This is a genomic window from Bacillus sp. CR71, assembly GCF_003429245.1.
GTDB classification, from domain to species: Bacteria; Bacillota; Bacilli; order Bacillales; family Bacillaceae_G; genus Bacillus_A; species Bacillus_A thuringiensis_S.
The window spans coordinates 4,944,053-4,966,196 of the sequence record NZ_CP031748.1; the positions used below are offsets into that span (position 1 = coordinate 4,944,053).

The window sequence follows — 22,144 nt, forward strand, 5'->3', positions numbered from 1 at the left end:
ACATTTATAGGAGGAATAAACATGATTATTGTTACAAATACAGCTAAAATTACAAAGGGAAATGGACATAAATTAATTGAGCGTTTTAATAAAGTAGGTAAAGTTGAAACGATGCCAGGCTTTTTAGGTCTAGAAGTTCTTTTAACGCAAAATACAGTTGATTATGATGAGGTAACAATTAGCACTCGATGGAATGCAAAAGAAGATTTCCAAGGTTGGACAAAGAGCGCCGCATTTAAAGATGCTCACTCACATCAAGGTGGAATGCCAGAATATATTCTTGATAATAAAATTGCTTACTATGATGTAAAAGTTGTACGTATGCCAATGGCTGCAGCACAGTAAAAACAGTTCTTTTTTAAAGTATAGAATATGAGAAGCGTTATCTATCACTTCTCATATTCTATACTTTTTTCTTTAATTTCTTTTTACTAACTTTGCGTGTATAACTAGCCTTCCAGCCTCTGGATCAAGCGCATAGTCACAAGTAGAAAGTGTTACGATTTCATCATTAGCCGTCAATTCCGTATCCGTTTTGTACAGTGATTTTTCTTGAACTTCCTTTAAGAACGATGTATATACTGCATCATTTTCAAAATCCGTTTCAATGTAATAAAAGTCCGTTGTTGTCGTATATACTGAAAAAACTTCAACGTCGTATCCTTCAAATAATGTATCGTAATATAATTTACGATGGGACATGAAAAAGTCTTCATCCAACATTTTTTTTAAACTACCAAACATAGAACCGTCTTTCATACGATGGCCATATAAAATCGTATTTCGATTTTGAGATTTCACATCATTACGATGGTCCATAAAAATGCTTCCCGCTCTCATATCTTCACCTTTATAATTACGAAATAAATAGTAATCATTATCTTTTGCTTGAACGATTGGATAATTAATTTGTGTATCATCCATCGTAATCCATCCGACTATCTCTGGATTAATTTTCTGGAGATCCTGAAACTGTTTACGTACCTCTCCGTCTTCCGATTTTTCTTCCATTGGACTTCTTTTATAAATATGTTGTGCCTCAGCCATTACTTTACGATTTTCATAATAATCCATGAAAATCCCACCCAACTCATACATTGAATAGAAAAAGATTCCTAAAAACGCAATTGTAAGTATGCGTTGAAAAAAAGAATTCTTTTTCCGTCCGTTCTTGCTATTCAAATTATCACCTCAAAACGGATTATACTCAGCCTTTAGATTCCCATAGGTACCATATACAATCCAGTATCTTCATCCTGTTTTACAATGACATCTACACCATATATTGCTTTAACCATCTCTTCTGTTATTACATCATTAGGATTACCTTTCGTAATGATCTCTCCATCTTTCATAACGATAATATGGTCGCTATAACGAATGGCTTGATTAATATCATGTAATACCATTACAATCGTTAATCCATACACTTCATTTAACTCTTTCACTAATTCTAATATTTCTAGCTGATAGTAAATATCTAAATAGGTTGTCGGTTCATCTAAGAAAAGCATTGGTGTATTTTGAGCTAATGTCATTGCGATCCAAACTCGCTGCCTCTCTCCACCGGATAAAGCATAGATTGGCTTATCACGCTTACTTTGTAAATTCGTACATACTAGTGCACGCTCTATCGCTTCTCTATCTTCATCTGTTTGCGGAGAGAAAATATTTTTATATGGCATACGCCCAAAGCTTATTAGCTTTTCCACTGTAATATCTGCTGGAGCCTCATTTTGTTGGTGGACAACTGCTAGCTTTCTAGCAAACTCTTTCGGTTTATATTCACTAATCGCTTTCCCATCAAGTATTACTTCTCCACTGCTAGGAACGTGATTTCTAGACATGACACTAAGTAATGTTGATTTCCCGCATCCATTCGGGCCAATGATTGTTGTAATTTTCCCAATTTCTATTTCACTACTAACAGACTTTAAACGATTTGTTACGTTATCATATGAAAAGGTTACATTTTTAATTTCCATGAACTTTATCACTCTTTCTAAGCAAGAATATTAAGAATGGACCACCAATAACCGCCATAATTGTTGCTGCTGGAATTTCATTAGGTGGCACAATTAACCTTCCAATCGTATCCGCCGTCAAAATTAATAACGCCCCTGCAAGAGCAGAAAATGGAATTAATACTTTATGGTCTGAACCGACCAATTGTCTTGAAATATGCGGAACTAGCAATCCTACAAAAGCAATAACACCTGCAATCGCTGTTGATACTGCCGCTAAGAGTACTGCAATGGCAGAAATAATAAGACGAACTCTCGTCACGTGCAAGCCTAAGTTTTTCGCAGTCTTATCTTGTAGCGATAATAAGTTACACCAAGCTCCTACGAACAGAGCAAGAATAAGACCAATCGTTCCATAAGTCACCATTATTTCTACATCGCCCCACGTCTTCATTGTTATGTTAGAAGTCGTCGTTTGCTTAATACTTTTAATAAAATACCCACAAATCGTAACGAATGATTCATTTAATCCAGTAAACATCGCATTAATGGCAATACCAATTAAAATAATGCGAAGTGGGCTTAACCCTGACTTCCATGAAAACGAATAAACGAGATAACACGCAAGCGCACCACCTAAAAAGGCGAATACGGGGGTCCAGAAAAAGAATTGCGGGAACAAAGTAATAATAACGAGTGTCATAAAACTTGCTCCTGAAGATATACCGATTACCCCAGCATCAGCGAGTGGATTCTTCATAACAGCTTGAAAAAGCACCCCTGAAACAGCAAGAGCCGCTCCAGTGAACAGCGCAATAATAATACGAGGGAAACGTAAATCTTTAATGACTTCAACATCTTCATTTCCACCTATAAATATCCCTTGTACAAGTTCAACAATACCTACTTCTAAACTCCCTTTCATCGCTGACAATGATGTCATAACAATGAGCAATGCAGTAACAATGAGGAAACTCCAAGTTTTTTTATTCATTCTACTCTTCCTTTATATTAAAATGCATCACGGATACATCATTTTTTTCAATTCATCTAAAGCTTCAATTGCTGCTAAATTGCCTGTCGTTCCAAATAAACGCTCTTCTAAATCATAAACACGGTTATTTTTAACCGCAGCAAAGTGTTTCCAAATATCATTTGTTTTAAATTCTTTATCAAACATTTTTACAACCTCATCAGGCATACCATGAGCTGCTCGTAAAATAATATCTGGATCAGCTTTCTTTAAATACTCTGTATTAGAAGCTAAATATTCTACTTGTTCACCTTGCACAATATTTTTACCACCTAATTGTTTTACTAAATCTCCAATATAAGAATGCTCTGTTGCTACTAAATAACTTCCCGGCACACCTAATAAAATAAGCACTGTCGGTTCTTTCTTTCCTTTTACTTCCTTTTGAATGCTAGCAACCTTTTTATCTAACTTAGTTACTACTGCTTCAGCCTGTTTTTCACGTCCATATTTCTTACCTAAATCGCTAATAGAACTTTGCATATTTTTTAAACTCGTTAAATCTAAAAAGTTTGCTTTCATACCCACACCATCAAAAACTGGCTTTAATTCGTATTCAAGTGTTGTCACAGATAACACTTCTGAAGGCTTTAATGACTTTACCTTTTCCATATCTGGACTCATTGGATTCCCAACTTCAGGTAAACCTTTATATCGCTTCGGTAAAGTTTTAGAACTTGTTGGAACACCGACTAAATCTACTTCTAACGCATCCATAATTTCAGTAACAGCCACTGTTGTTGCAACAACGCGCTCTTTACTCTCACTCTTTACCTGCTTTGCTGTTTCTTTTTTTGGTGACGAGCACCCGGCTATACTCATTAACAAAATGATAGCCATTAGTACACTTACGATTTTCTTCACTCTCAATCACCACTCCCTTCCATACAATATGAAACAAGTCTTGATGCACGCGAACATGCATCAAGACTCCAAAAATTACAATCTACCTGCTCTATATTTACGAACTAGTAAAGCAAGTGAACCTAGCAGTAACACCATATATAAACCAAGTTGTGCTGTATCTGCAGTTTTTGAGTTTTTCTCTTTTTTTGAATCATTTTTTGTATCTTCTTTTTTCTTCTGACCATCTGCATTTCGGTTAAAATCAGGAGTACCTACTGTTTTTACATTATCTACTTTCGGTGTAGTCACTGGATTTTCCGGTTCATTCTTCGGTTCCTCTTTAATAGTTCCTAACGCGCCGATATTATTTGTATCAAATTGAATTTGTACATCGTAGAAATGATGATAGTTCATCTCATCGATGTCTACCTTTACTTTTGCGTTTAATTTTTTAAATAGATCTTCTACTTCAAACTGTACTACTCGCGTATTTGCATTTTTATCTTCGCTTACTACTTTCGCATCAGCGAATAGTTCCTTGTTTTCCGTTTGGAATTTCGTAATCCACGCACTATTTTTCAGCGTCATCTCAATGTATTTTTTACCATCTTTTACGATTAATTTCGCTGGATTTACAACATAGTCATGCATCTTTGAAATTTCATCTGTTTTATCTTTTAATACTTTAAATGTAATATCATATTGGCCATCTACTAAATTTTTCGGATCAACTATTACTCTCGGGTTATTATTTCCACCTTGGTTGTTGTTTCCACCTTGGTTGTCGTTTCCGCCTTGGTTGTCGTTTCCGCCTTGGTTGTCGTTTCCGCCTTGGTTGTCGTTTCCACCTTGGTTCCCTAAAGCTTTAATACTGTCTTGATCAAATACAAATTGAACATCGTAGAAATGGTGATAATTCATTGAATCAATATCAACTTTTACTTTTGCATTTAATTTTTTAGACAAATCGTTTACTTCTACTTCTACTACTCTTGTATTTTGTTCTTTATTTTCACTTAACACTTTTGCATTAACGAAAGAACCATTCTTCTCAAATTCAAATTTCGTAATCCATGTACTATTTGTTAATGTAAACGATACGTATTTCTTACCATCTTTTACTTTTAATACACCTGGGCTTTTTGTGTATGTGTTCATCATTGAGATTTCATCTGTTTGATCTTTTAACACTTTAAAGCCAATGCTGTATTCACCATCTTTAAGAGCTTTTGGATCAATTGTTGTGTTATTATCTTGGTTATTGTTTCCACCTTGATTGTCGTTTCCACCTTGGTTGTTATTTCCGCCTTGATTGTCGTTTCCACCTTGGTTGTTGTTTCCGCCTTGGTTGTTGTTTCCGCCTTGGTTGTTATTTCCACCTTGGTTGTTGTTTCCGCCTTGATTGTCGTTTCCACCTTGGTTATCTAACGGCTTAATGCTACCTTTATCAAATGCAAATTGAATATCGTAAAAATGGTGATAATTCATTGAATCGATATCTACTTTTACTTTTGCATTTAACTTTTTCGATAAGTCTGGCACTTCTACTTCCACTACGCGTGTATCAGCTTTTTTATCTTCACTTATTACATTTGCATCAACAAACGAACCATTTTTCTCAAATTCAAATTTTGTAATCCAAGAACTGTTCGTTAACGTAAATGATACATACTTCTTACCATCTTTTACTTTTAGCACACCTGGACTTTTTGTATATGTGTTCATCATTGAAATTTCGTCTGTTTGATCTTTTAACGCTTTAAAATTGATGCTGTATTCACCATCTTTAATTGTTTCAGCATCTGGTTTTTTATTTTCATCTGGTTTTTCTACTTCTGGTTTTTCTACTTCTGGTTTTTCTACTTCTGGTTGTTTCTCTTCATTTTTAATTTGTTCAAGTTTATCTTGTTCAAATAAAAGTTGTACATCATGCGTTTGCTTATAATTTCTTGATGCCATTTCGATAAATACTTTTGTATTTAGTTTTTTAGATAAATCGTTTACTTCAAACTCTACTACTCTTGTATCTTTTTCCTTATCCTCACTCACTACTTTTGCATCAACAAATGCGCCATCTTTTTCCGTTTGGAAATTTTTAATTAATGAGCTACTTTTTAGTGTTACAATTGCTTTTTTCTTACCGTTTTCTACTTTTAATACTCCTGGATTTACCATGTAAGTATTCATCTTAGATTCTTCATCTGTTTGATCTTTTAATACTTTAAATGGAATGCTGTACGCACCATCTGTAATTGTGTTAGAATTTGGTTGTTGATCTGGGTCAGGCTTTTGGTCGGGCTTCTGACCTGGATCGGTAGTTTCATTTGGATCTGGCTTATTAGCTGGGTCCTCTTTTTCATTTGGTTTTTCTACATGAATTGGTGTAATGCTATTTTGATCAAATGCAATACGAACGTCGTACTCATGATGATAATTTAAAAAATCAATATCTACTTTTACTTTTGCATTTAATACCTTCTCTACATCTTCTACATCAAATTCTACTACTCTTGTATCTTTTTCTTTATCTTCACTAATTACATTTGTCGCAACTAGCTTACCTGCTTTTTCTGTTTCAAACTTCGTAATCCATGAACTATTTGTTAATGTAAAGGATACTTTCTTTTTCCCATCCTTCACTTTTAAAGTTCCCGGGCTTACTGAATATTGATTCATCATTGATTCTTCATCTGATGTATCTTTTAAAACTTTGAAGCCAATTGAATATTCACCGTCAGCCAACTTGGTAGCTGCTTGAACTGCAAGTGGTTGTAATGTTGATACGAATGTAAATATCATTAAAAACATAGCAACAATAATTTTTGTATACCTGTTCAATGGAACGACTCTCCCTTTTGAAAATTATTTAATACTATTCCCATCAAATACAAAGCGAATATCATACGAAGCATTATAATTAATAATTGGAATATTAATTTTCACCTTGCCATTTAGTTTTTTTGACAAGTCAGCAACTTCAAATTCTACAACTCTAGTATTATCTTTTTTGTTTTCACTTAACACGGTTGTTTCTACAAATTGACCATCTTTTTCTACTTGGAAACTTTTAATAGAAGCACTATCTTTCACTTTAAATGAAACATATTGTTTTCCATTTTTAACTGTTAATGTTGCTGGGCTTTCAAAATAACTATTCATTCTAGACGATTCATCTTTATCGCCTTTCCATACAGTAAAAGCAATATTATATTTTCCATCAGCTAGTTTTGTAGCAGCCTTTGCATCTTGTAAACCTAGTGTTGCGATAAACGTAAATAAAATAGCAAATACGGCAATAATCATTTTAAATTGTTTAAACATATATTCATCACCCTTCAAAAGATTTATTTACTCAACTTCACTTTACGAATTAAGAAAGCACCTGAAATAAGAATTAACGCTGCAAACAATCCAATACGTGCTTCATCGCCTGTTTTTGGATTATCTGTTTTTTCAGCTTTTCCATTTTCATTTTTTGTTTCTTTGTTCACTTCTTTAGCTGTTTCCTTACTCTCTACTTTTGTTTTCTCTTCTTTTACTTGTGTATCTGTTTTCGCTTGATCATTATTTTTTGTAGTAGCAGCTATGCCGTTATCGCCACCTACAGCTTTTACATTTGCATCAAAAGCAAAACGAATTGTGTAGTGGTGGTCATAGTTTGCATTTGGTACAACAACATGAATTTTTACAGCTGCCGGTTTGGATAAATCATCTACTTTAAACTCTACTGTTCTTTTATCTGCCGATTCATCTTTACTAACAACTTTCGCATCAACAAAATCCCCGTTCTCTGGTGCTTTAAATTCTGTAATCCAAGCACTATGATTCATCGGAACTTGTACTCTCATCTCACCGTTTTTCACTACTAATTTTGCTGGCTTTTCAAAATAGTCATTTGCCATTGAAGCTGAATCATTTTCCGCTTTTTGAATTACGTAATTAATATCGTAAGTACCATCAGCTAGTTTTGCTGAAGCATTTCCGTATGGCATTACAAGAAAAGCTAGCATACATACGAACGTTATAATAAAAGCGGGTAATACAGAAACCTTTTTCATTTTTCTTGTTTCCTCCTTGGTTATCTTTCATTTCACTTTTTGAAAATGATAATTATTCTCAATTTATAAGAAAAAAATAATCTCTTTTACCTATTATTTAATTAGCATTCTTTTATGTAACATAAGTATTATTGATTATCATTCTCATTGAATATTAAAAATAATATCTCACCCTATTCCTTATACAAAGGCATAGAAACTGAGAAAAAATTATAAAACTTTTTTATTGATTATCATTCTCAATATAAATCAAAAAAAATAAACTATCTCTTCGCCTCTTCTTTCACCTCTTCCCATAACAACACTATAGTTATAGAAACCCCTTATCCCTCACTTCCCTTCCAATATTTCCACAACTAAGTCAATCTTAGCCTACTCATAAATTTTTTGTCAACTATATTACGTATAAAATTTTTAATATCTGAATTTCTCTATATATGGCTTTTTCTACAAAAAAAGAGACTTTCTATTATAGAAAGCCTCTTTTCTCTATTTTTCTACAGCAATTTCCTGCTTTTGAAACTTAGAAACTATATAACCAAATCCTATACCGATTATGCCTGGAACTAACCAACCAATTCCTACACTATATAATGGAATCTTATCTAAAATAGGTGCTAGCGCTGCAATTTGAAGGTTTGCATTGTGTAATCCATCAAAGAAACTGATTGCAAATGCTCCTACAATCCCCCCCACATACATCGCTAATGGAAGACGAACGTAGTTTTCAACAAGTGATAATACGATAAGTACGATTCCAATTGGATAGATAGCGATTAAGATTGGTAATGCTAATGCATTTAACTGAGTTAACCCAAGATTTGCTACCATAAATGCTAATACACAGAAAATGAAAACGACTTTTTGATAAGAAAGCTTTGGTAATAAGGAAGAGAAGTAATCACCACAAGCTGCAACAATACCTACAGAAGTTGTTAAACATGCTGCTGTAATTGCGATCCCTAGTAATAAAGTTCCGTAACTGCCAAATAAATGATTCACCACATTTGTTAAAATAATTCCTCCGTTTGCGCCCATTCCAAGTGACACACTAGAAGCTCCAAGATAAGCAAGCGCTAAATACACAAGTAGTAGACCAAGCGCTGCAATAAATCCTGCAAAGATTGTTACTTTTGCAATACTATTTTTATTTGTAATGCCTTTTTCTTTTAACGCATGAATTACAACATTTCCGAATACAAGTGCTGCAAGTCCATCTAAAGTTAAATATCCATCAATAAATCCTTTGAAGAGAGGAGCACTATACACTTCTGTCGGTGCACCAAATTCTCCAATTGGTGTAATAAGTGCTTTACCTACGATAATTGCAATAACAGCTAATAATATTGGAGTTAGCACTTTACCAATACGCCCCACTAATTTCGAAGGATTTAAAGCTAAATAGAAAGTTACTGCAAAGAAAATAAGTGTAAAGATAACAAGTGGATATGACTGACCTGCTATCTCACTTGGTAAAAACGGTGCAACACTCATCTCATAAGCTACTGTTCCTGTACGCGGCACACTTACGAATACGCCTAAACATAAATAAATGGCAGTGATAAAAACAAGTGCGAATATAGGATGTACACGTCCTGCTAGCTCATTAATATCTCCCTTTAAAGCTATAACAATTACGCCTAATAAAGGTAGTCCAACGCCTGTTACAATAAAACCAAACAGCGCGATCCATACGTCCGTTCCAGCACCTTGCCCTAACGCTGGTGGAAAAATCATATTACCTGCACCAAAAAACAGTGCAAATAACATTAAACTTATTGCAAACATCTCTGAAAACTTTAAAGATGATTTCATTTCTACTAACCTCCTAAAATAATTAATTGACAAAATATTCTGAAAAAGAATCCGTCACATATCCTCTTTCAAGCACACTTCCCCGTAAAAGAACGCAAAAAACACCCGTCCCTAACAAAGGGACGAGTGTTGAAATCGTGGTTCCACCCTTATTCTAATAAAATGAATTTATAACGAAATAAGCTCATTTTATAGCTCGTGTAAATTGATAACGGTTTTATCCGCCAAGAATTACAATGCATCATGCATGCAGTTCACTCTTGAAGTTTAGAGGTGGTAAGCTTGTCTTTTCGTATTAGGAAGCTCACAGCCTAAGGCTCCCCTCTCTGAGAATCGTAAAATACAACTCATGTCCTCATCATTACTTTTATAAAATATCTTGTCGAAACTTGTTGTTTTTTATTATATGGGCTATTTTTTAAAAAATCAATAGTTTTATTTTTTCTGACAAAAAATATTGGGAGAAAACTTTTCCTCCCTATAACTGATCTATTAGAATGTCTATTTCCTCCGATGTAACGCTCCTCCACTTTCCTACTTCAAGCTCATTTAGCTCTATATTCATAATGCGTACTCGCTTTAGCTTTATTACAGTAAACCCGAAAGCACGGCTCATTCTACGAATTTGCCTGTTCATCCCTTGCGTTAAAATGATACGAAATGTTGATTGATCGACTCTCGTCACTTTACACGGCTTCGTCATACCATCTTTAATCTTTACACCGCTGGACATCTCATTAATAAACCAGTCCGTAAAAGGTTTATCGACTGTGACAACATATTCTTTCTCGTGCTCATGATTACCATGTAAAATTTGATTCGCAATCGTACCGTCATTCGTTAATAAGATAAGTCCTTCTGATGCTTTATCTAATCGCCCAACTGGAAAGATTCGCTCTGGATAATTGATATAATCAATAATATTATCTTCAATATGATCGGCTGCTGTACAAGTAATTCCGACCGGCTTATGAAAGGCTATATACACCTTCTCTTTCTCTTCTTTTGCAATAACCTGCCCATCAATCGTTACTACATCACCATCGCTCACGAGTGCACCGTGCGTACATATTTCGCCGTTAATAGCCACGCGTCCAGCTTTAATGAGGCGATCTGTTTCACGTCTTGAGCAGGATTTTGCTTCGCTTATGTATTGGTTGATTTTCATGTTTTATTCCTTTTCACATATATTAAAAGCGTCAATCTATGGCAATATCATTATGCCACGATTGACGCTTTTTCAATTCGCAAAAACAACTAAATAAATAACCCCAATCACCAAAAATATTCCACAACAAGCTAACAATACTTTTGCAAGTTTGTCCATAAACATATAATGGTTTCCCCTTTGTTTCGTTGTTTTCTATTTTAATTCGACAACTGTTACGCCTAGGCCTCCCTCGCCCATGTCACCGTAACGGTAATTCTTCACGCCGCGGTGCTTCTTCAAGTAATCTTGTACACCTTGGCGAAGCGCTCCTGTTCCTTTACCGTGAATGATTGATACACGAGGATAACTTGCAAGCTGGGCATCGTCTAAATATTTTTCAACGCGCATCATTGCATCTTCATAACGTTCACCGCGAAGATCAAGTTCCAATGAAACGTGGTAATCTCTACCCTTCACACTTGCGACTGCTTTTTTCTCTGTTTGCTTCGGTGTGTTAATGTATTCCATGTTAGATTCTTTTACTTTCATCTTCAGAATACCGATTTGTACGCTCCACTCTGTATCACTTACTTTTTCAAGTAATTGACCCTTTTGACCGAACGTTAATACTTTTACTTCATCACCTGCCCGTAACTGTTGTTTCGGCGCAGTGTTTTTTACGTTTACTTTTTGTTTCTTCACAAGCTCTGGCGCTGTGCCTTCTAGACGGCTCTTCGCTTCAATAAGCTCATGATCTTTCACATTTACAAGCTGTGCTTTACGCAATTGACGAAGTTCTTGAATAATACCTTCTGCTTCTTTCTTCGCAGCTTCGACTTTTTCTTCCCCTTCTTTTTGCGCTTTTAATAATTTTTCATCACGCTCATCGTTAAACTCAATAATTTGACGTTGCAACTCACGATGAAGTTTCTCAGATTGTTTGCGAAGTGCCTCTGCTTCGTTCCAGTCACGCTCTGCGTTCTTCTGGCTTTCTTCTAACTTCGCAATCATATTTTCAATTTTATTTGTATCTGTACTAATGTGGTTACGTGCTTGATCAATAACGCGATCAGATAATCCAAGGCGCTTTGAAATTTCAAAGGCGTTACTGCGACCTGGTACACCGATTAATAATTTATAAGTTGGACTTAATGTATTTACATCAAACTCAACACTCGCATTAATAACTTGCTCACGGTTGTATCCGTATGCTTTTAATTCTGGGTAATGCGTCGTAGCAACAACACGAGCACCGCGGTTACATACTTCATCTAAAATCGAAATTGCTAGTGCAGCACCTTCTTGCGGGTCTGTTCCAGCACCTAATTCATCAAATAAAACTAAGCTTTCAAAATCAGCTTTTTCTAAAATATCTACAATGTTCACCATATGTGAGGAGAACGTACTTAAGCTTTGTTCAATCGACTGCTCATCACCAATATCAGCAAAGATGTTTTTAAATACACAAATCTCTGACTCATCCATTACTGGAATGTGAAGACCAGATTGCGCCATTAATACACAAATACCAACTGTTTTCAGCGTAACTGTTTTACCACCTGTATTCGGTCCTGTAATAACAATTGTCGTGAAATCTTTACCTAGCATAATGTTATTTGGCACAATAATTTCTGGATCGATTAGCGGATGACGAGCTTGTCTTAAATCCATATAACGCTCGTTATTTACGATTGGTTTCGTTGCTTTAATTCGCTTCGCATAAAAAGCTTTCGCAAAGATGAAATCAAGATTTGCAACTACTTCTACGTTTGATAAAACGATATCGGCTTCTACTGCCACTTCTTCTGTTAACATTAATAATATACGTTCAATTTCTTGTTTTTCTTTAACTCGTGCTTCTTGTAGTGCATTATTTAATTCTACAATGACTTGCGGTTCAATAAATAACGTTTGTCCAGAAGCAGATTGATCGTGAACAATACCACCATATACGCCGCGGTATTCTTGTTTTACTGGGATTACGTAACGTTCGTTACGAATCGTTACAATCGAGTCAGACAGCATCTTTTGCGCGTTTGAAGAACGCGTCATATTTTCTAACTTTTCACGAATACGACTTTCCGCAGTACGAATTTGAGTACGAATACCACGCAGTTTATCACTCGCGCTATCGACTACTTCACCGCCATCACCGATGCAATTTGTAATTTTCTTTTCTAAATCATATAAAGATACAATTTGAGCGACATGAGTTTCTAAAATCGGAAGCTCGACACCGTTATCAACCATATCTTCAATGAAACGTTTCATATTGCGACTACCATACATCGTATTCGCAATATCAAGTAGCTCATTCGGGCTTAACATGCTTCCAATCTTTGCACGCTTCACATTTGAACGAATATCCGTAATGCCACCTAATGGTGCACTACCTTTTAAACGAATGACTTTCGCTGCTTCATCCGTTGTATCTTGCATTTCTACAATTTCTTCAAAATCAGTGCTCGGCACTAAATGCTTCACTTTATCACGGCCAAGTGAAGAGGCTGTATGTTCAAGTAATTGTTCTTTTACTTTATTGTATTCTAATACACGCAACGTTCTTTCTAACATGTTGCAGGTCCCCCTTGTGTTACTTATTACGTTTAATATAGTCTAATAAACGTTCAATATCCCACGTGTTAATCACGTTATCTTTTTGAATCCAACCTTTACGTGCTGCAGCTACACCTGTTTCCATATCTTCTAACATTTCAAGTGTATGAGCATCCGTATTAATCGCTACTTTTACACCAGCATCTTGTGCTTGTTTTAATAATTTCGCGCTTAAATCTAGACGGTTCGGATTCGCATTTAATTCTAAAACTGTATTTGTCTCTTTTGCGAGTTCAATTAATAAATCTGTATCTACATCATAACCCTCACGGCGCCCGAGAAGACGTCCTGTCGGATGAGCAATCATTGTGACATGTTTATTCTCAAGTGCAGTACGCAGACGCTTCATAATCGTTTCACGGTCTTGTGAGAAGCTAGAGTGGATCGCTCCAATGACATAGTCTAATTCTTCTAATACTTCATCATCAAAATCAAGCGAGGCATCTGGTAAAATGTCCATTTCAATTCCGCGTAAAATTGTAATGTCTGGATACTTTTCATTCATACGTTCAATTTCTTTCGCTTGCTCACGAAGACGCTCTTTCGTTAAACCATTCGCTACTTTCAAATATTGCGAGTGATCAGTAATCGCCATAAACTTATATCCACGAGCACGGCACGCTTGTACCATTTCTTCAATAGAAAAAGCACCGTCACTCCAAGTTGTATGCATATGTAAATCACCTTGTATATCGGAAAACTGAATTAAGTTCGGATACTCTTTAATTAATTCAATTTCTTTTCCATCTTCACGCACTTCTGGCGGAATAAATGGCAGACCGAAATGAGCGAAGAAGTCTTCTTCATTCTCAAATGTTTTCACTTCACCTGTTTCCAAGTTTTCTACACCGTACTCACTAATTTTCTCGCCTCTATCTTTTGCGATTTGACGCATTTTTACGTTATGGTCTTTTGATCCTGTGAAATGGTGAAGAGTTGTAATAAACTCTTCTGGTTTTACTAAACGAAAATCGATTGAAATATCATATTCATATTGAAGACGAACCGAAACTTTCGTATCTCCACTTGCGATTACTTCAATCATATTATCGAATTGTAGTAAATGCTCACGTACCGCTGCTGGTTCTGTGGTTGCAATGATAAAATCTAAATCTTTCACTGTTTCTCTCGCGCGGCGCAAACTACCAGCGCGAGAGAAACGAATTACTTCAGCAATATTCGACAATTTCTCCTCTATTTCCCCGGCAATAGGCAATACCATCGCGATTGGTAAACGCTCTGGACGAGAGCCTACTTGATCGATTGCTTCTAATATTTTCTCTTCTGTCTTCTTACCGAAACCTGCTAAAGCCTGTACTTTATTTTCCTCACAAACAGCTTTTAGCGATTCCATATCAACAACACCAAGTTCTTTATATAACTTAGCTACCTTCTTACCACCAAGTCCTGGTAGTTTTAATAACGGCAATAAGCTACTTGGTACTTCTTTCTCAAGTTCTTGTAATACTTCAGATGTTCCCGATTCTATATATTCTTGAATAACGGCTGCTGTTCCTTTTCCGATGCCTGGAATCTTTGTGAAATCTTCAATTTCAGAAAGACTACGATCGTCACTTTCTAATGCTGCTGCCGCTTTACGAAATGCAGATATTTTAAATGGATTCGCACCCTTTAGTTCCATAAAAAGCCCGATTGTCTCTAATAATTTGATAACTTGTTTTTTATTTACTTTCATCATTGCCCCGCCTTTCTTTCATAGAAAAAAACTTCTCTTTCCGAAAAAAGAGAAGTTATACTCTGCTACCTGTCTGCCATAGTTCCTTCACCTTTTCAGATAGAATCGGTGTATCGTCTACAATTATTTTGCTAATTGATGATTTTTGTAATGGTGTTTGTACTTGTTCAATCGGAAGTATGTTTCCAATGATAATTAAGACAAACAAAATAATATATACTTCTAAAAATCCGAGGATTGCCCCCGCAAACGCATTTACTTGCTTTAAAACCGGTATTTCTGCAAACATATTTAACAAATTACCAAGTAATGAAAGTGCAATTTTAGTGATAATAAACAATATGATAAACGCAAGCGCTTGATAAAATACTGTCTCAATATTATTTGCATCAATCCATTCTGGAACAGATACGTTTTTATCAAATGGATACGGAATAAATTTCGCAAGTGCTGGCGCTAAATCTTTACAGTACCAGTATGCAACAAGGTATGCGATAATAAAGCTTGTTAACTTTACAAGTTGCAGAATAAACCCTCTGCGTAAGCCGAGGAAAAATCCCATAACAAGCAGTAAAATGATAATAATATCAATCATGTTATTCCATTCCTTTTTTTGTCATACTTTCTTTCAATTTCTCATGTTCTTCTTTTAATTTTATGTAATCGTGTATGACGTTTACCGCCGTCAATACCGCTAGTCTACTCGTGTCAAGCGAAGGATTCTTGGCATTGAGTTCGCGCATTTTATCATCCACAATCGCTGCTACCATGCGGATATGACTTGTACTTTCATCGCCAACAACTGAATATTGTTGACCATAGATTTCTACATTAATTCGACTTTTCTTTCCCTTTTGTTGTGACAACTCACCGGCCTCCAATCACGTACAGAATCCTAAAGTTTATCATACCATGAACCTTCATAATATGGAAACAGAAAGAACAATCCGATATGATAAAAATAACAATATAAAAAAAGGGGCGACCATTATGTCAAATTCTATCGTAATTCAAACAAATTCTACAGTAATTGAAGACATGAAACAACAATATAAACATTCGCTTAGCCCGAAAACTCCGCAAGGCGGGATCTTCATGGCAAAGGTACCATCTTGCACGATTACAGCGTATAAATCTGGAAAAGTAATGTTCCAAGGAGGCCGCGCTGAAGCAGAAGCTTCTCGTTGGCAAACTGTCTCTCAAACACCCAAAACAGCTGTAAAAAAAACTGTCGATTCACATCGTTATGCACCGCCTGCTTCCATCAGTACAATGTCTATTGTAGGGTCTGATGAAGTTGGTACGGGAGATTTCTTTGGACCGATGACAGTCGTTGCTGTATATGTAGATGCAAAGCAAATTCCACTACTAAAAGAACTTGGTGTAAAAGACTCTAAAAACTTAAATGACGATCAAATTACTGCCATTGCGAAACAACTTCTACATGTTGTTCCTTACAGCTCTCTTGTCCTTCATAATGAAAAATATAACGAGCTATTTGATAAAGGAAACAACCAAGGTAAGCTAAAAGCCTTGCTACATAATAAAGCTATTACAAACTTATTAGGTAAAATGGCACCTACAAAACCTGAAGGCGTCTTAATCGATCAATTCACACAACCTGATACATACTATAAATATTTAGCAAAACAAAAACAGGTACAGCGTGAAAATGTTTATTTCGCGACGAAAGGTGAAAGCGTCCATTTAGCAGTAGCCGCTGCTTCTATTTTAGCTCGCTACTCATTCGTAAAACAGTTTGACGAACTAAGCAAAAAAGCTGGTATGCCACTTCCAAAAGGTGCTGGTAAACAAGTTGATATTGCTGCAGCTAAATTAATTCAAAAGCTTGGTAAAGAACGATTACCCGAGTTTGTGAAACTGCATTTCGCTAATACGGAGAAGGCGTTTCGCTTATTAAAATAGTATCGACAAAAACAGGAGCCTACAAACTCCTGTTTTTTGTTTCACCCTACTATTGTCCTTATAGTTTTGTGACAATTACAATATACAGATTATTCTAACATATGAGGAGATTCCCATTGCTACTTCTACAAATGATTCTAAATATTTTACTAGGCGATCCACACGAAAGACAGTTCAAAATTAGAGAAAACATTCAGATACTAAGTGAAAAGCCTGCATTCAATAATTTAAAGGAGGGAATTTATATAAACGCTGTAAAAGTGAAAAAGTTATTATATGTTTTCGTACATCTCGTAGGTCCACTTTCTTACTTCATTATTTCTACTGTTTGGGGCACTTTCTTCACTACTAAATCCACATTCGAAAACATATCTGATAGCCTTAGCGTTATGGCCATCTATCACGTGTTCATGAGTTTACTATGGTTTTTCTATTTAGATCGATTAGACAAAGACATAGATCAAATTACAAAAGAGATTAACGATAACAAGATGTAATACATAAAAAGGAGAGCCCCTAAGACTCTCCTTTTTTATGTTAGCTTTGTTTCTGCTTCTTATTAGATGAAGATACCTTATGAGAACCTGTTTCATGTGTCGTCGTTCCTTGTCCTTCTACTTCCGGAGAACCTAGGCTCGATCTTGAATGATCTTTTTTCACTTTTTTACTCATTTTATACTCACCCCTTCGCGTTACTTTTTGCTACGGGGTCATAAACTATGCAAACAAAAAAGCGAGAGGAAATCCTCTCGCTTTTTTCATATTTTAGAACTCAGAAGAACCTGGAGTTCTTGGGAATGGAATTACGTCACGGATGTTAGCCATACCAGTGATGTACATTAGGAAGCGCTCGAAACCTAGACCGAATCCAGCGTGTTTTGTACCGCCGTATTTTCTAAGTTCTAAGTACCACCAGTAGTCCTCTTCGTTCATACCTAATTCTTTAATTCTGTCTACTAAAACGTCCATTCTTTCTTCACGTTGACTTCCGCCGATTAATTCGCCGATGCCAGGAACTAGAAGGTCAGTAGCAGCTACTGTTTTTCCATCTTCATTCATACGCATGTAGAACGCTTTAATGTCTTTCGGGTAGTCAGTTACGAATACAGGGCGTTTGAAGATTTCTTCTGATAAGTATCTTTCATGCTCTGTTTGTAAGTCAATACCCCATTCTACTGGGTACTTGAAGTCAGCACCTGATTCTTGAAGTACTTTAATTGCTTCTGTATATGTGATGCGACCGAAGTCAGAGTTAATCACGTTGTTCATACGCTCTAGAACTGTTTTATCAACGAAGCTGTTGAAGAAGTCCATTTCTTCTGGTGCATGCTCTAATACATATTTCATTGCATATTTCAGCATATCTTCTGTAAGATCCATTACATCGCCTAACTCAGCGAATGCAATCTCAGGCTCAACCATCCAGAACTCAGCAGCGTGGCGAGTTGTGTTTGAGTTTTCTGCACGGAATGTAGGTCCGAATGTATATACATCACGGAATGCTAATGCATACGCTTCAGCGTTCAGCTGTCCACTTACTGTTAAGTTTGTTTCTTTACCGAAGAAGTCTTTTGACTCATCAACTTGTCCGTCTTCACCTTTTGGTACGTTGTTTAAATCTTGTGTTGTTACGCGGAACATTTCGCCAGCACCTTCTGTATCACTACCAGTGATGATTGGTGTGTGAACATGTACGAATCCACGCTCTTGGAAGAACTGGTGAATCGCAAATGCTGCGATAGAACGTACGCGGAACGTTGCAGAGAATGCATTTGTTCTTGGACGTAAGTGAGCGATTGTACGTAAGTATTCAAACGTATGACGCTTCTTTTGAAGTGGGTAATCAGAATCTGATAAGCCCTCGATATCAATTTTTTCTGCTTTAATTTCAAATGGTTGCTTCGCTCCAGGCGTTGCAATTACTTTACCTTCTACTTTCACTGAAGAGCTAAGTGGAAGCTTTGCAATTTCTTTAAAGTTCTCTAATTCTGTATCGAAAACGATTTGAACGCTTTTGAAAAAGCTACCGTCGTTTAATTCGATGAAACCAAATGCTTTTGAATCACGTAAATTACGAATCCACCCTGATACTTGTACTGTTTGACCTGCATACTTTTCTGTATCTCTATACAGACTTTTTACTAATGTGTTTTCCATAGTGAAATTCTCCTTTGCTGATATATTTAAATACAAAAAAACCTTTCATCCATAAAGGGACGAAAGGTTAAACTTCGCGGTACCACCCAATTTGTCATAAAGACCAACTTTAACTCGTATGTAATACATACTTCCCGGTTTGTAACAGGCCGGCTTCCCGTCTAAGTCTACTCTTGAATACAAGATTCAATTTCGGTTAGCAACTCCAAGGTGTTCTTCACATATACCGCCTCATCAGGCTCTCACCGCCCCTGACTCGCTTTGGATTATAGCATATACTACTTTTCCTTATCATCGTCTTTCATTTTGTTAAACTAAAATTAATGTACTACATTCGAGAGAAAGATGCAAGATGCCATAAAATATATAAGCGATTTTTGTAATATATCGACTTACCGACATCTGTCGACGATTGTGCAATAAAAAAATTGCCGGAATGAATCCGGCAATTTTCTAATTACTTACGTAACTCCGCACCAAATTTCTCTTCTACCGTTGTTAATACACGGTTATGCGCTTCTGTTACTTCTTCATCTGTTAACGTACGTTCTGCATCGAAGTAAGTCATAGAGAATGCAAGTGATTTCTTGCCTTCTTCCATTTTTTCACCTTCGTATAAGTCGAATAGTGTTACGTCTTTCAAAAGTTCTCCGCCAGCTTCAGCAATGACTTGCTTCATTTCACCAGCTTTTGTTTCTTTTGTTACTACAACAGCCATGTCACGTGTCATAGATGGGAAACGCGGAATTGCTGAGTAGTAAGTTTCTTCAGCGTCTGCACCGAATATTTTTACAAGAGATAGTTCAAATACGAATGTATTTTTCACATCTAATTGTTTTTCTGCTTCTGGGTGCAATTGACCGATGAAACCAATTACTTCGCCATCTAATACGATGTCAGCTGTACGACCTGGGTGCATACCTTCACGTTTCGCTGGTGCATATGTGATTTGGTTTGAAACGCCAAGTACGTCGAATAGTCCTTCTAGTACACCTTTCACAACGAAGAAGTCTACTACTTTCTTCTCACCTTGCCATGCATGGTGAAGAGCAAGACCTGTCATAACACCTGCAAGGTGTTGTTCTTCTTTCGGAAGTTCTCCTGCTTCTGTTGGTAAGAAGATAGAACCTACTTCGTATAAAGCAACGCTGTCGTTTTTACGAGCAACATTGTATGAAACTGCTTCTAGCAATTGTGGCACTAAGCTTAAACGAAGTTGGCTACGCTCTTCACTCATTGGAAGTGCAAGGTTTACAGGTGCCTTTTCGTTTGGCTCAATCATGTATTGTTTCGCTTTGTCAGCGCTCGTTAATGAATACGTGATTGCTTCATATAAACCAGCACCCTCTAAGAAGCGACGTACTTTACGACGTTTCGTTTGTGCTGATGTTAATTTACCACGAGTCATCGTTCCAGAAGGTAATGTAACTGGAATGTGGTCATAACCGTATAGACGGCCCACTTCTTCTACTAAGTCTTCTGAAATTGTAATATCAGGACGACGTGCTGGTACATTTACATGGAATGTTCCTTCTACTTCTGTGAATGGAAATTTCAAGTTCGCGAACATTGTACCCATTTCACTCGCAGAAATATTTGTACCTAATACACGGTTTACTTTTTCAGCAGTAACAGATACTGTACGCTCTTGTACTTGTAAGTTATCAGCTTCTACTACACCTTCAAGTGCTTCACCGCCAGCATATTTCGCCATTAAGGCAGCTGCGTGTTGAATTGCTTCAAATGTACGTGTTGGGTCGATTCCTTTTTCAAAACGTGCACTTGATTCACTACGAAGACCTAAGTCTTTTGATGTGCGGCGCACTGTTTGACCTGCAAAGTATGCAGACTCAATTAGAACGTTTACTGTCTCATTTGTAACTTCAGAATCCGCCCCACCCATTACACCAGCAACAGCTAAAGCTTTTGTTCCGTTTGTAATTACAAGATGGTGGCTTTGTAATGTACGCTCTTGATCATCTAATGTTTCAATTTTTTCGCCTTCTTTTGCAAGACGAACAACGATTTCTTTTGAACCTAATTTATCGTAATCGAATGCATGTAACGGTTGACCGTATTCCATTAAAATGTAGTTTGTAATATCAACTACGTTGCTAATTGGACGAATGCCAGCTGCCATAAGACGGGTTTGCATCCACATTGGTGATGGACCAATTTTTACGTTCTTCACCATTTTTGCAATGTATAATGGATTTTCTTCTTTCGCTTCTACACTTACAGAAATGTAATCAGAAGTTTTTTCTGCTGTTTCTTGTAAGTCGATAGCTGGAAGTTTTACTTCACGGCCGTAAATAGCAGCCACTTCATATGCAACACCTAACATGTTTAAGCAATCTGCACGGTTTGGTGTTAAACCAAGCTCAAGTACTTCATCGTGTAAGTTTAAAATTTCAAGTGCATCTGCACCAACTTCAGCGTCACTTGGGAAGATAAAGATACCATCTGCATATTCTTTTGAAACTAACTTTCCATCAATGCCAAGCTCTTGAAGAGCACAAACCATACCGTGAGAAGCTTCACCACGTAGTTTTGCTTTTTTGATTTTGAAGTTACCAGGAAGTACAGCACCAACTTTTGCAACTGGCACTTTTAAACCTTTTGCAATGTTAGCAGCTCCACAAATAATTTGAACTGGCTCTTCTTCACCGATATCGATTAAGCATTTGCTTAATTTATCAGCTTCTGGGTGTTTTTCACATTCTAATACGTGACCAACTACAACACCTTTTACACCTTTATTTAATACTTCAACGCCTTCTACTTCAATACCACTTTTCGTGATTTTGTCTGCTAGTTCTTGTGCTGTTACATCTTTAATATCTACATACTCTTGTAACCAACGATATGATACGAACATATTTA

General features: G+C 36.4%; 19 protein-coding genes and 2 other annotated features. Of the genes, 3 read left to right on the plus strand and 16 right to left on the minus strand.

Annotated elements, in window-relative coordinates:
- Positions 1 to 21: 21 nt before the first annotated feature.
- The gene (isdG, locus tag DOS87_RS24880) at positions 22 to 345 is read left to right on the plus strand and encodes a heme oxygenase (RefSeq protein WP_000587818.1); all 324 of its coding nucleotides are present in this window, start codon (positions 22 to 24) and stop codon (positions 343 to 345) included.
- A gap of 72 nt (positions 346 to 417) precedes the next feature.
- Here isdG and srtB read toward each other — a convergent pair whose 3' ends face one another.
- From srtB to zapA, 13 genes are all read right to left on the minus strand, one after another.
- A complete protein-coding gene (gene srtB, locus DOS87_RS24885; RefSeq protein ID WP_002162479.1) occupies positions 418 to 1,182 on the minus strand; it encodes a class B sortase in 765 nt (254 codons plus the stop codon).
- A gap of 32 nt (positions 1,183 to 1,214) precedes the next feature.
- A complete protein-coding gene (locus DOS87_RS24890; RefSeq protein ID WP_000403765.1) occupies positions 1,215 to 1,985 on the minus strand; it encodes an ABC transporter ATP-binding protein in 771 nt (256 codons plus the stop codon).
- Positions 1,975 to 2,958: a FecCD family ABC transporter permease gene (locus tag DOS87_RS24895; RefSeq protein ID WP_001036829.1), complete on the minus strand. Its 984-nt coding sequence runs from the start codon at positions 2,956 to 2,958 to the stop codon at positions 1,975 to 1,977. The genes DOS87_RS24890 and DOS87_RS24895 overlap by 11 nt, the downstream gene beginning before the upstream one ends.
- A gap of 27 nt (positions 2,959 to 2,985) precedes the next feature.
- Entirely contained in the window at positions 2,986 to 3,867 is an 882-nt protein-coding gene (gene isdE, locus DOS87_RS24900; protein WP_001264109.1) for a heme ABC transporter substrate-binding protein IsdE, read from the minus strand.
- A 69-nt stretch (positions 3,868 to 3,936) separates the two neighbouring features.
- Complete coding sequence (locus tag DOS87_RS24905; protein ID WP_208730135.1) at positions 3,937 to 6,681, minus strand: NEAT domain-containing protein; 2,745 nt, start codon at positions 6,679 to 6,681, stop codon at positions 3,937 to 3,939.
- Between the two features lie 24 nt (positions 6,682 to 6,705).
- Entirely contained in the window at positions 6,706 to 7,164 is a 459-nt protein-coding gene (locus tag DOS87_RS24910) for an NEAT domain-containing protein (protein WP_016125940.1), read from the minus strand.
- A 23-nt stretch (positions 7,165 to 7,187) separates the two neighbouring features.
- Positions 7,188 to 7,901 (minus strand): heme uptake protein IsdC, encoded by a 714-nt coding sequence (gene isdC / locus DOS87_RS24915; RefSeq protein WP_000757956.1) that lies wholly within the window; start codon positions 7,899 to 7,901, stop codon positions 7,188 to 7,190.
- Positions 7,902 to 8,390: 489 nt separating this feature from the next.
- Positions 8,391 to 9,716 carry a branched-chain amino acid transport system II carrier protein BrnQ6 gene (gene brnQ6 / locus DOS87_RS24920; RefSeq protein ID WP_000842652.1) on the minus strand — a complete coding sequence of 442 codons (1,326 nt, stop codon included), beginning with the start codon at positions 9,714 to 9,716 and terminating at the stop codon, positions 8,391 to 8,393.
- Positions 9,717 to 9,831: 115 nt separating this feature from the next.
- Positions 9,832 to 10,087: a binding site (T-box leader), on the minus strand.
- A gap of 107 nt (positions 10,088 to 10,194) precedes the next feature.
- On the minus strand, positions 10,195 to 10,884 hold the full coding sequence (locus DOS87_RS24925) for a 23S rRNA pseudouridine(2604) synthase RluF (RefSeq protein WP_086413545.1): 690 nt from the start codon (positions 10,882 to 10,884) through the stop codon (positions 10,195 to 10,197).
- 195 nt (positions 10,885 to 11,079) lie between these two features.
- Positions 11,080 to 13,440, minus strand: a complete 2,361-nt coding sequence (locus DOS87_RS24930; protein WP_000893725.1) for an endonuclease MutS2 — start codon at positions 13,438 to 13,440, stop codon at positions 11,080 to 11,082.
- Between the two features lie 19 nt (positions 13,441 to 13,459).
- Positions 13,460 to 15,178, minus strand: a complete 1,719-nt coding sequence (gene polX / locus DOS87_RS24935) for a DNA polymerase/3'-5' exonuclease PolX (protein WP_000867525.1) — start codon at positions 15,176 to 15,178, stop codon at positions 13,460 to 13,462.
- A 55-nt stretch (positions 15,179 to 15,233) separates the two neighbouring features.
- A complete protein-coding gene (locus DOS87_RS24940) occupies positions 15,234 to 15,773 on the minus strand; it encodes a CvpA family protein (RefSeq protein ID WP_000565409.1) in 540 nt (179 codons plus the stop codon).
- A 1-nt stretch (position 15,774) separates the two neighbouring features.
- The gene (gene zapA / locus DOS87_RS24945) at positions 15,775 to 16,044 is read right to left on the minus strand and encodes a cell division protein ZapA (protein WP_000082701.1); all 270 of its coding nucleotides are present in this window, start codon (positions 16,042 to 16,044) and stop codon (positions 15,775 to 15,777) included.
- A 124-nt stretch (positions 16,045 to 16,168) separates the two neighbouring features.
- Here zapA and rnhC point away from each other — a divergent pair, with 124 nt between their 5' ends.
- Both rnhC and DOS87_RS24955 read left to right on the plus strand, forming a co-directional pair.
- Positions 16,169 to 17,104, plus strand: coding sequence for a ribonuclease HIII (rnhC, locus tag DOS87_RS24950; RefSeq protein ID WP_000071595.1), 936 nt, complete (start codon positions 16,169 to 16,171; stop codon positions 17,102 to 17,104).
- A gap of 245 nt (positions 17,105 to 17,349) precedes the next feature.
- Positions 17,350 to 17,601, plus strand: a complete 252-nt coding sequence (locus DOS87_RS24955; protein ID WP_033668924.1) for a hypothetical protein — start codon at positions 17,350 to 17,352, stop codon at positions 17,599 to 17,601.
- A gap of 40 nt (positions 17,602 to 17,641) precedes the next feature.
- Here DOS87_RS24955 and DOS87_RS24960 read toward each other — a convergent pair whose 3' ends face one another.
- From DOS87_RS24960 to pheT, 3 genes are all read right to left on the minus strand, one after another.
- Positions 17,642 to 17,776 carry a YuzL family protein gene (locus DOS87_RS24960; RefSeq protein WP_000039593.1) on the minus strand — a complete coding sequence of 45 codons (135 nt, stop codon included), beginning with the start codon at positions 17,774 to 17,776 and terminating at the stop codon, positions 17,642 to 17,644.
- A 93-nt stretch (positions 17,777 to 17,869) separates the two neighbouring features.
- The gene (asnS, locus tag DOS87_RS24965) at positions 17,870 to 19,261 is read right to left on the minus strand and encodes an asparagine--tRNA ligase (RefSeq protein ID WP_000432189.1); all 1,392 of its coding nucleotides are present in this window, start codon (positions 19,259 to 19,261) and stop codon (positions 17,870 to 17,872) included.
- A gap of 52 nt (positions 19,262 to 19,313) precedes the next feature.
- Positions 19,314 to 19,565, minus strand: a binding site (T-box leader).
- 153 nt (positions 19,566 to 19,718) lie between these two features.
- Positions 19,719 to 22,139: a phenylalanine--tRNA ligase subunit beta gene (gene pheT / locus DOS87_RS24970; protein ID WP_000498180.1), complete on the minus strand. Its 2,421-nt coding sequence runs from the start codon at positions 22,137 to 22,139 to the stop codon at positions 19,719 to 19,721.
- Positions 22,140 to 22,144: the final 5 nt, after the last annotated feature.

Excerpts from the sequence above, each read along its gene's own strand:
- asnS (WP_000432189.1), bottom strand. The coding sequence starts at position 19,261 with ATGGAAAACACATTAGTAAAAAGTCTGTATAGAGATACAGAAAAGTAT.
- isdC (WP_000757956.1), bottom strand. The coding sequence starts at position 7,901 with ATGAAAAAGGTTTCTGTATTACCCGCTTTTATTATAACGTTCGTATGT.
- brnQ6 (WP_000842652.1), bottom strand. The coding sequence starts at position 9,716 with ATGAAATCATCTTTAAAGTTTTCAGAGATGTTTGCAATAAGTTTAATG.
- rnhC (WP_000071595.1), top strand. The coding sequence starts at position 16,169 with ATGTCAAATTCTATCGTAATTCAAACAAATTCTACAGTAATTGAAGAC.
- DOS87_RS24890 (WP_000403765.1), bottom strand. The coding sequence starts at position 1,985 with ATGGAAATTAAAAATGTAACCTTTTCATATGATAACGTAACAAATCGT.
- DOS87_RS24925 (WP_086413545.1), bottom strand. The coding sequence starts at position 10,884 with ATGAAAATCAACCAATACATAAGCGAAGCAAAATCCTGCTCAAGACGT.
- DOS87_RS24910 (WP_016125940.1), bottom strand. The coding sequence starts at position 7,164 with ATGTTTAAACAATTTAAAATGATTATTGCCGTATTTGCTATTTTATTT.
- DOS87_RS24930 (WP_000893725.1), bottom strand. The coding sequence starts at position 13,440 with ATGTTAGAAAGAACGTTGCGTGTATTAGAATACAATAAAGTAAAAGAA.
- DOS87_RS24940 (WP_000565409.1), bottom strand. The coding sequence starts at position 15,773 with ATGATTGATATTATTATCATTTTACTGCTTGTTATGGGATTTTTCCTC.
- isdG (WP_000587818.1), top strand. The coding sequence starts at position 22 with ATGATTATTGTTACAAATACAGCTAAAATTACAAAGGGAAATGGACAT.
- DOS87_RS24960 (WP_000039593.1), bottom strand. The coding sequence starts at position 17,776 with ATGAGTAAAAAAGTGAAAAAAGATCATTCAAGATCGAGCCTAGGTTCT.
- polX (WP_000867525.1), bottom strand. The coding sequence starts at position 15,178 with ATGAAAGTAAATAAAAAACAAGTTATCAAATTATTAGAGACAATCGGG.
- pheT (WP_000498180.1), bottom strand. The coding sequence starts at position 22,139 with ATGTTCGTATCATATCGTTGGTTACAAGAGTATGTAGATATTAAAGAT.
- DOS87_RS24895 (WP_001036829.1), bottom strand. The coding sequence starts at position 2,958 with ATGAATAAAAAAACTTGGAGTTTCCTCATTGTTACTGCATTGCTCATT.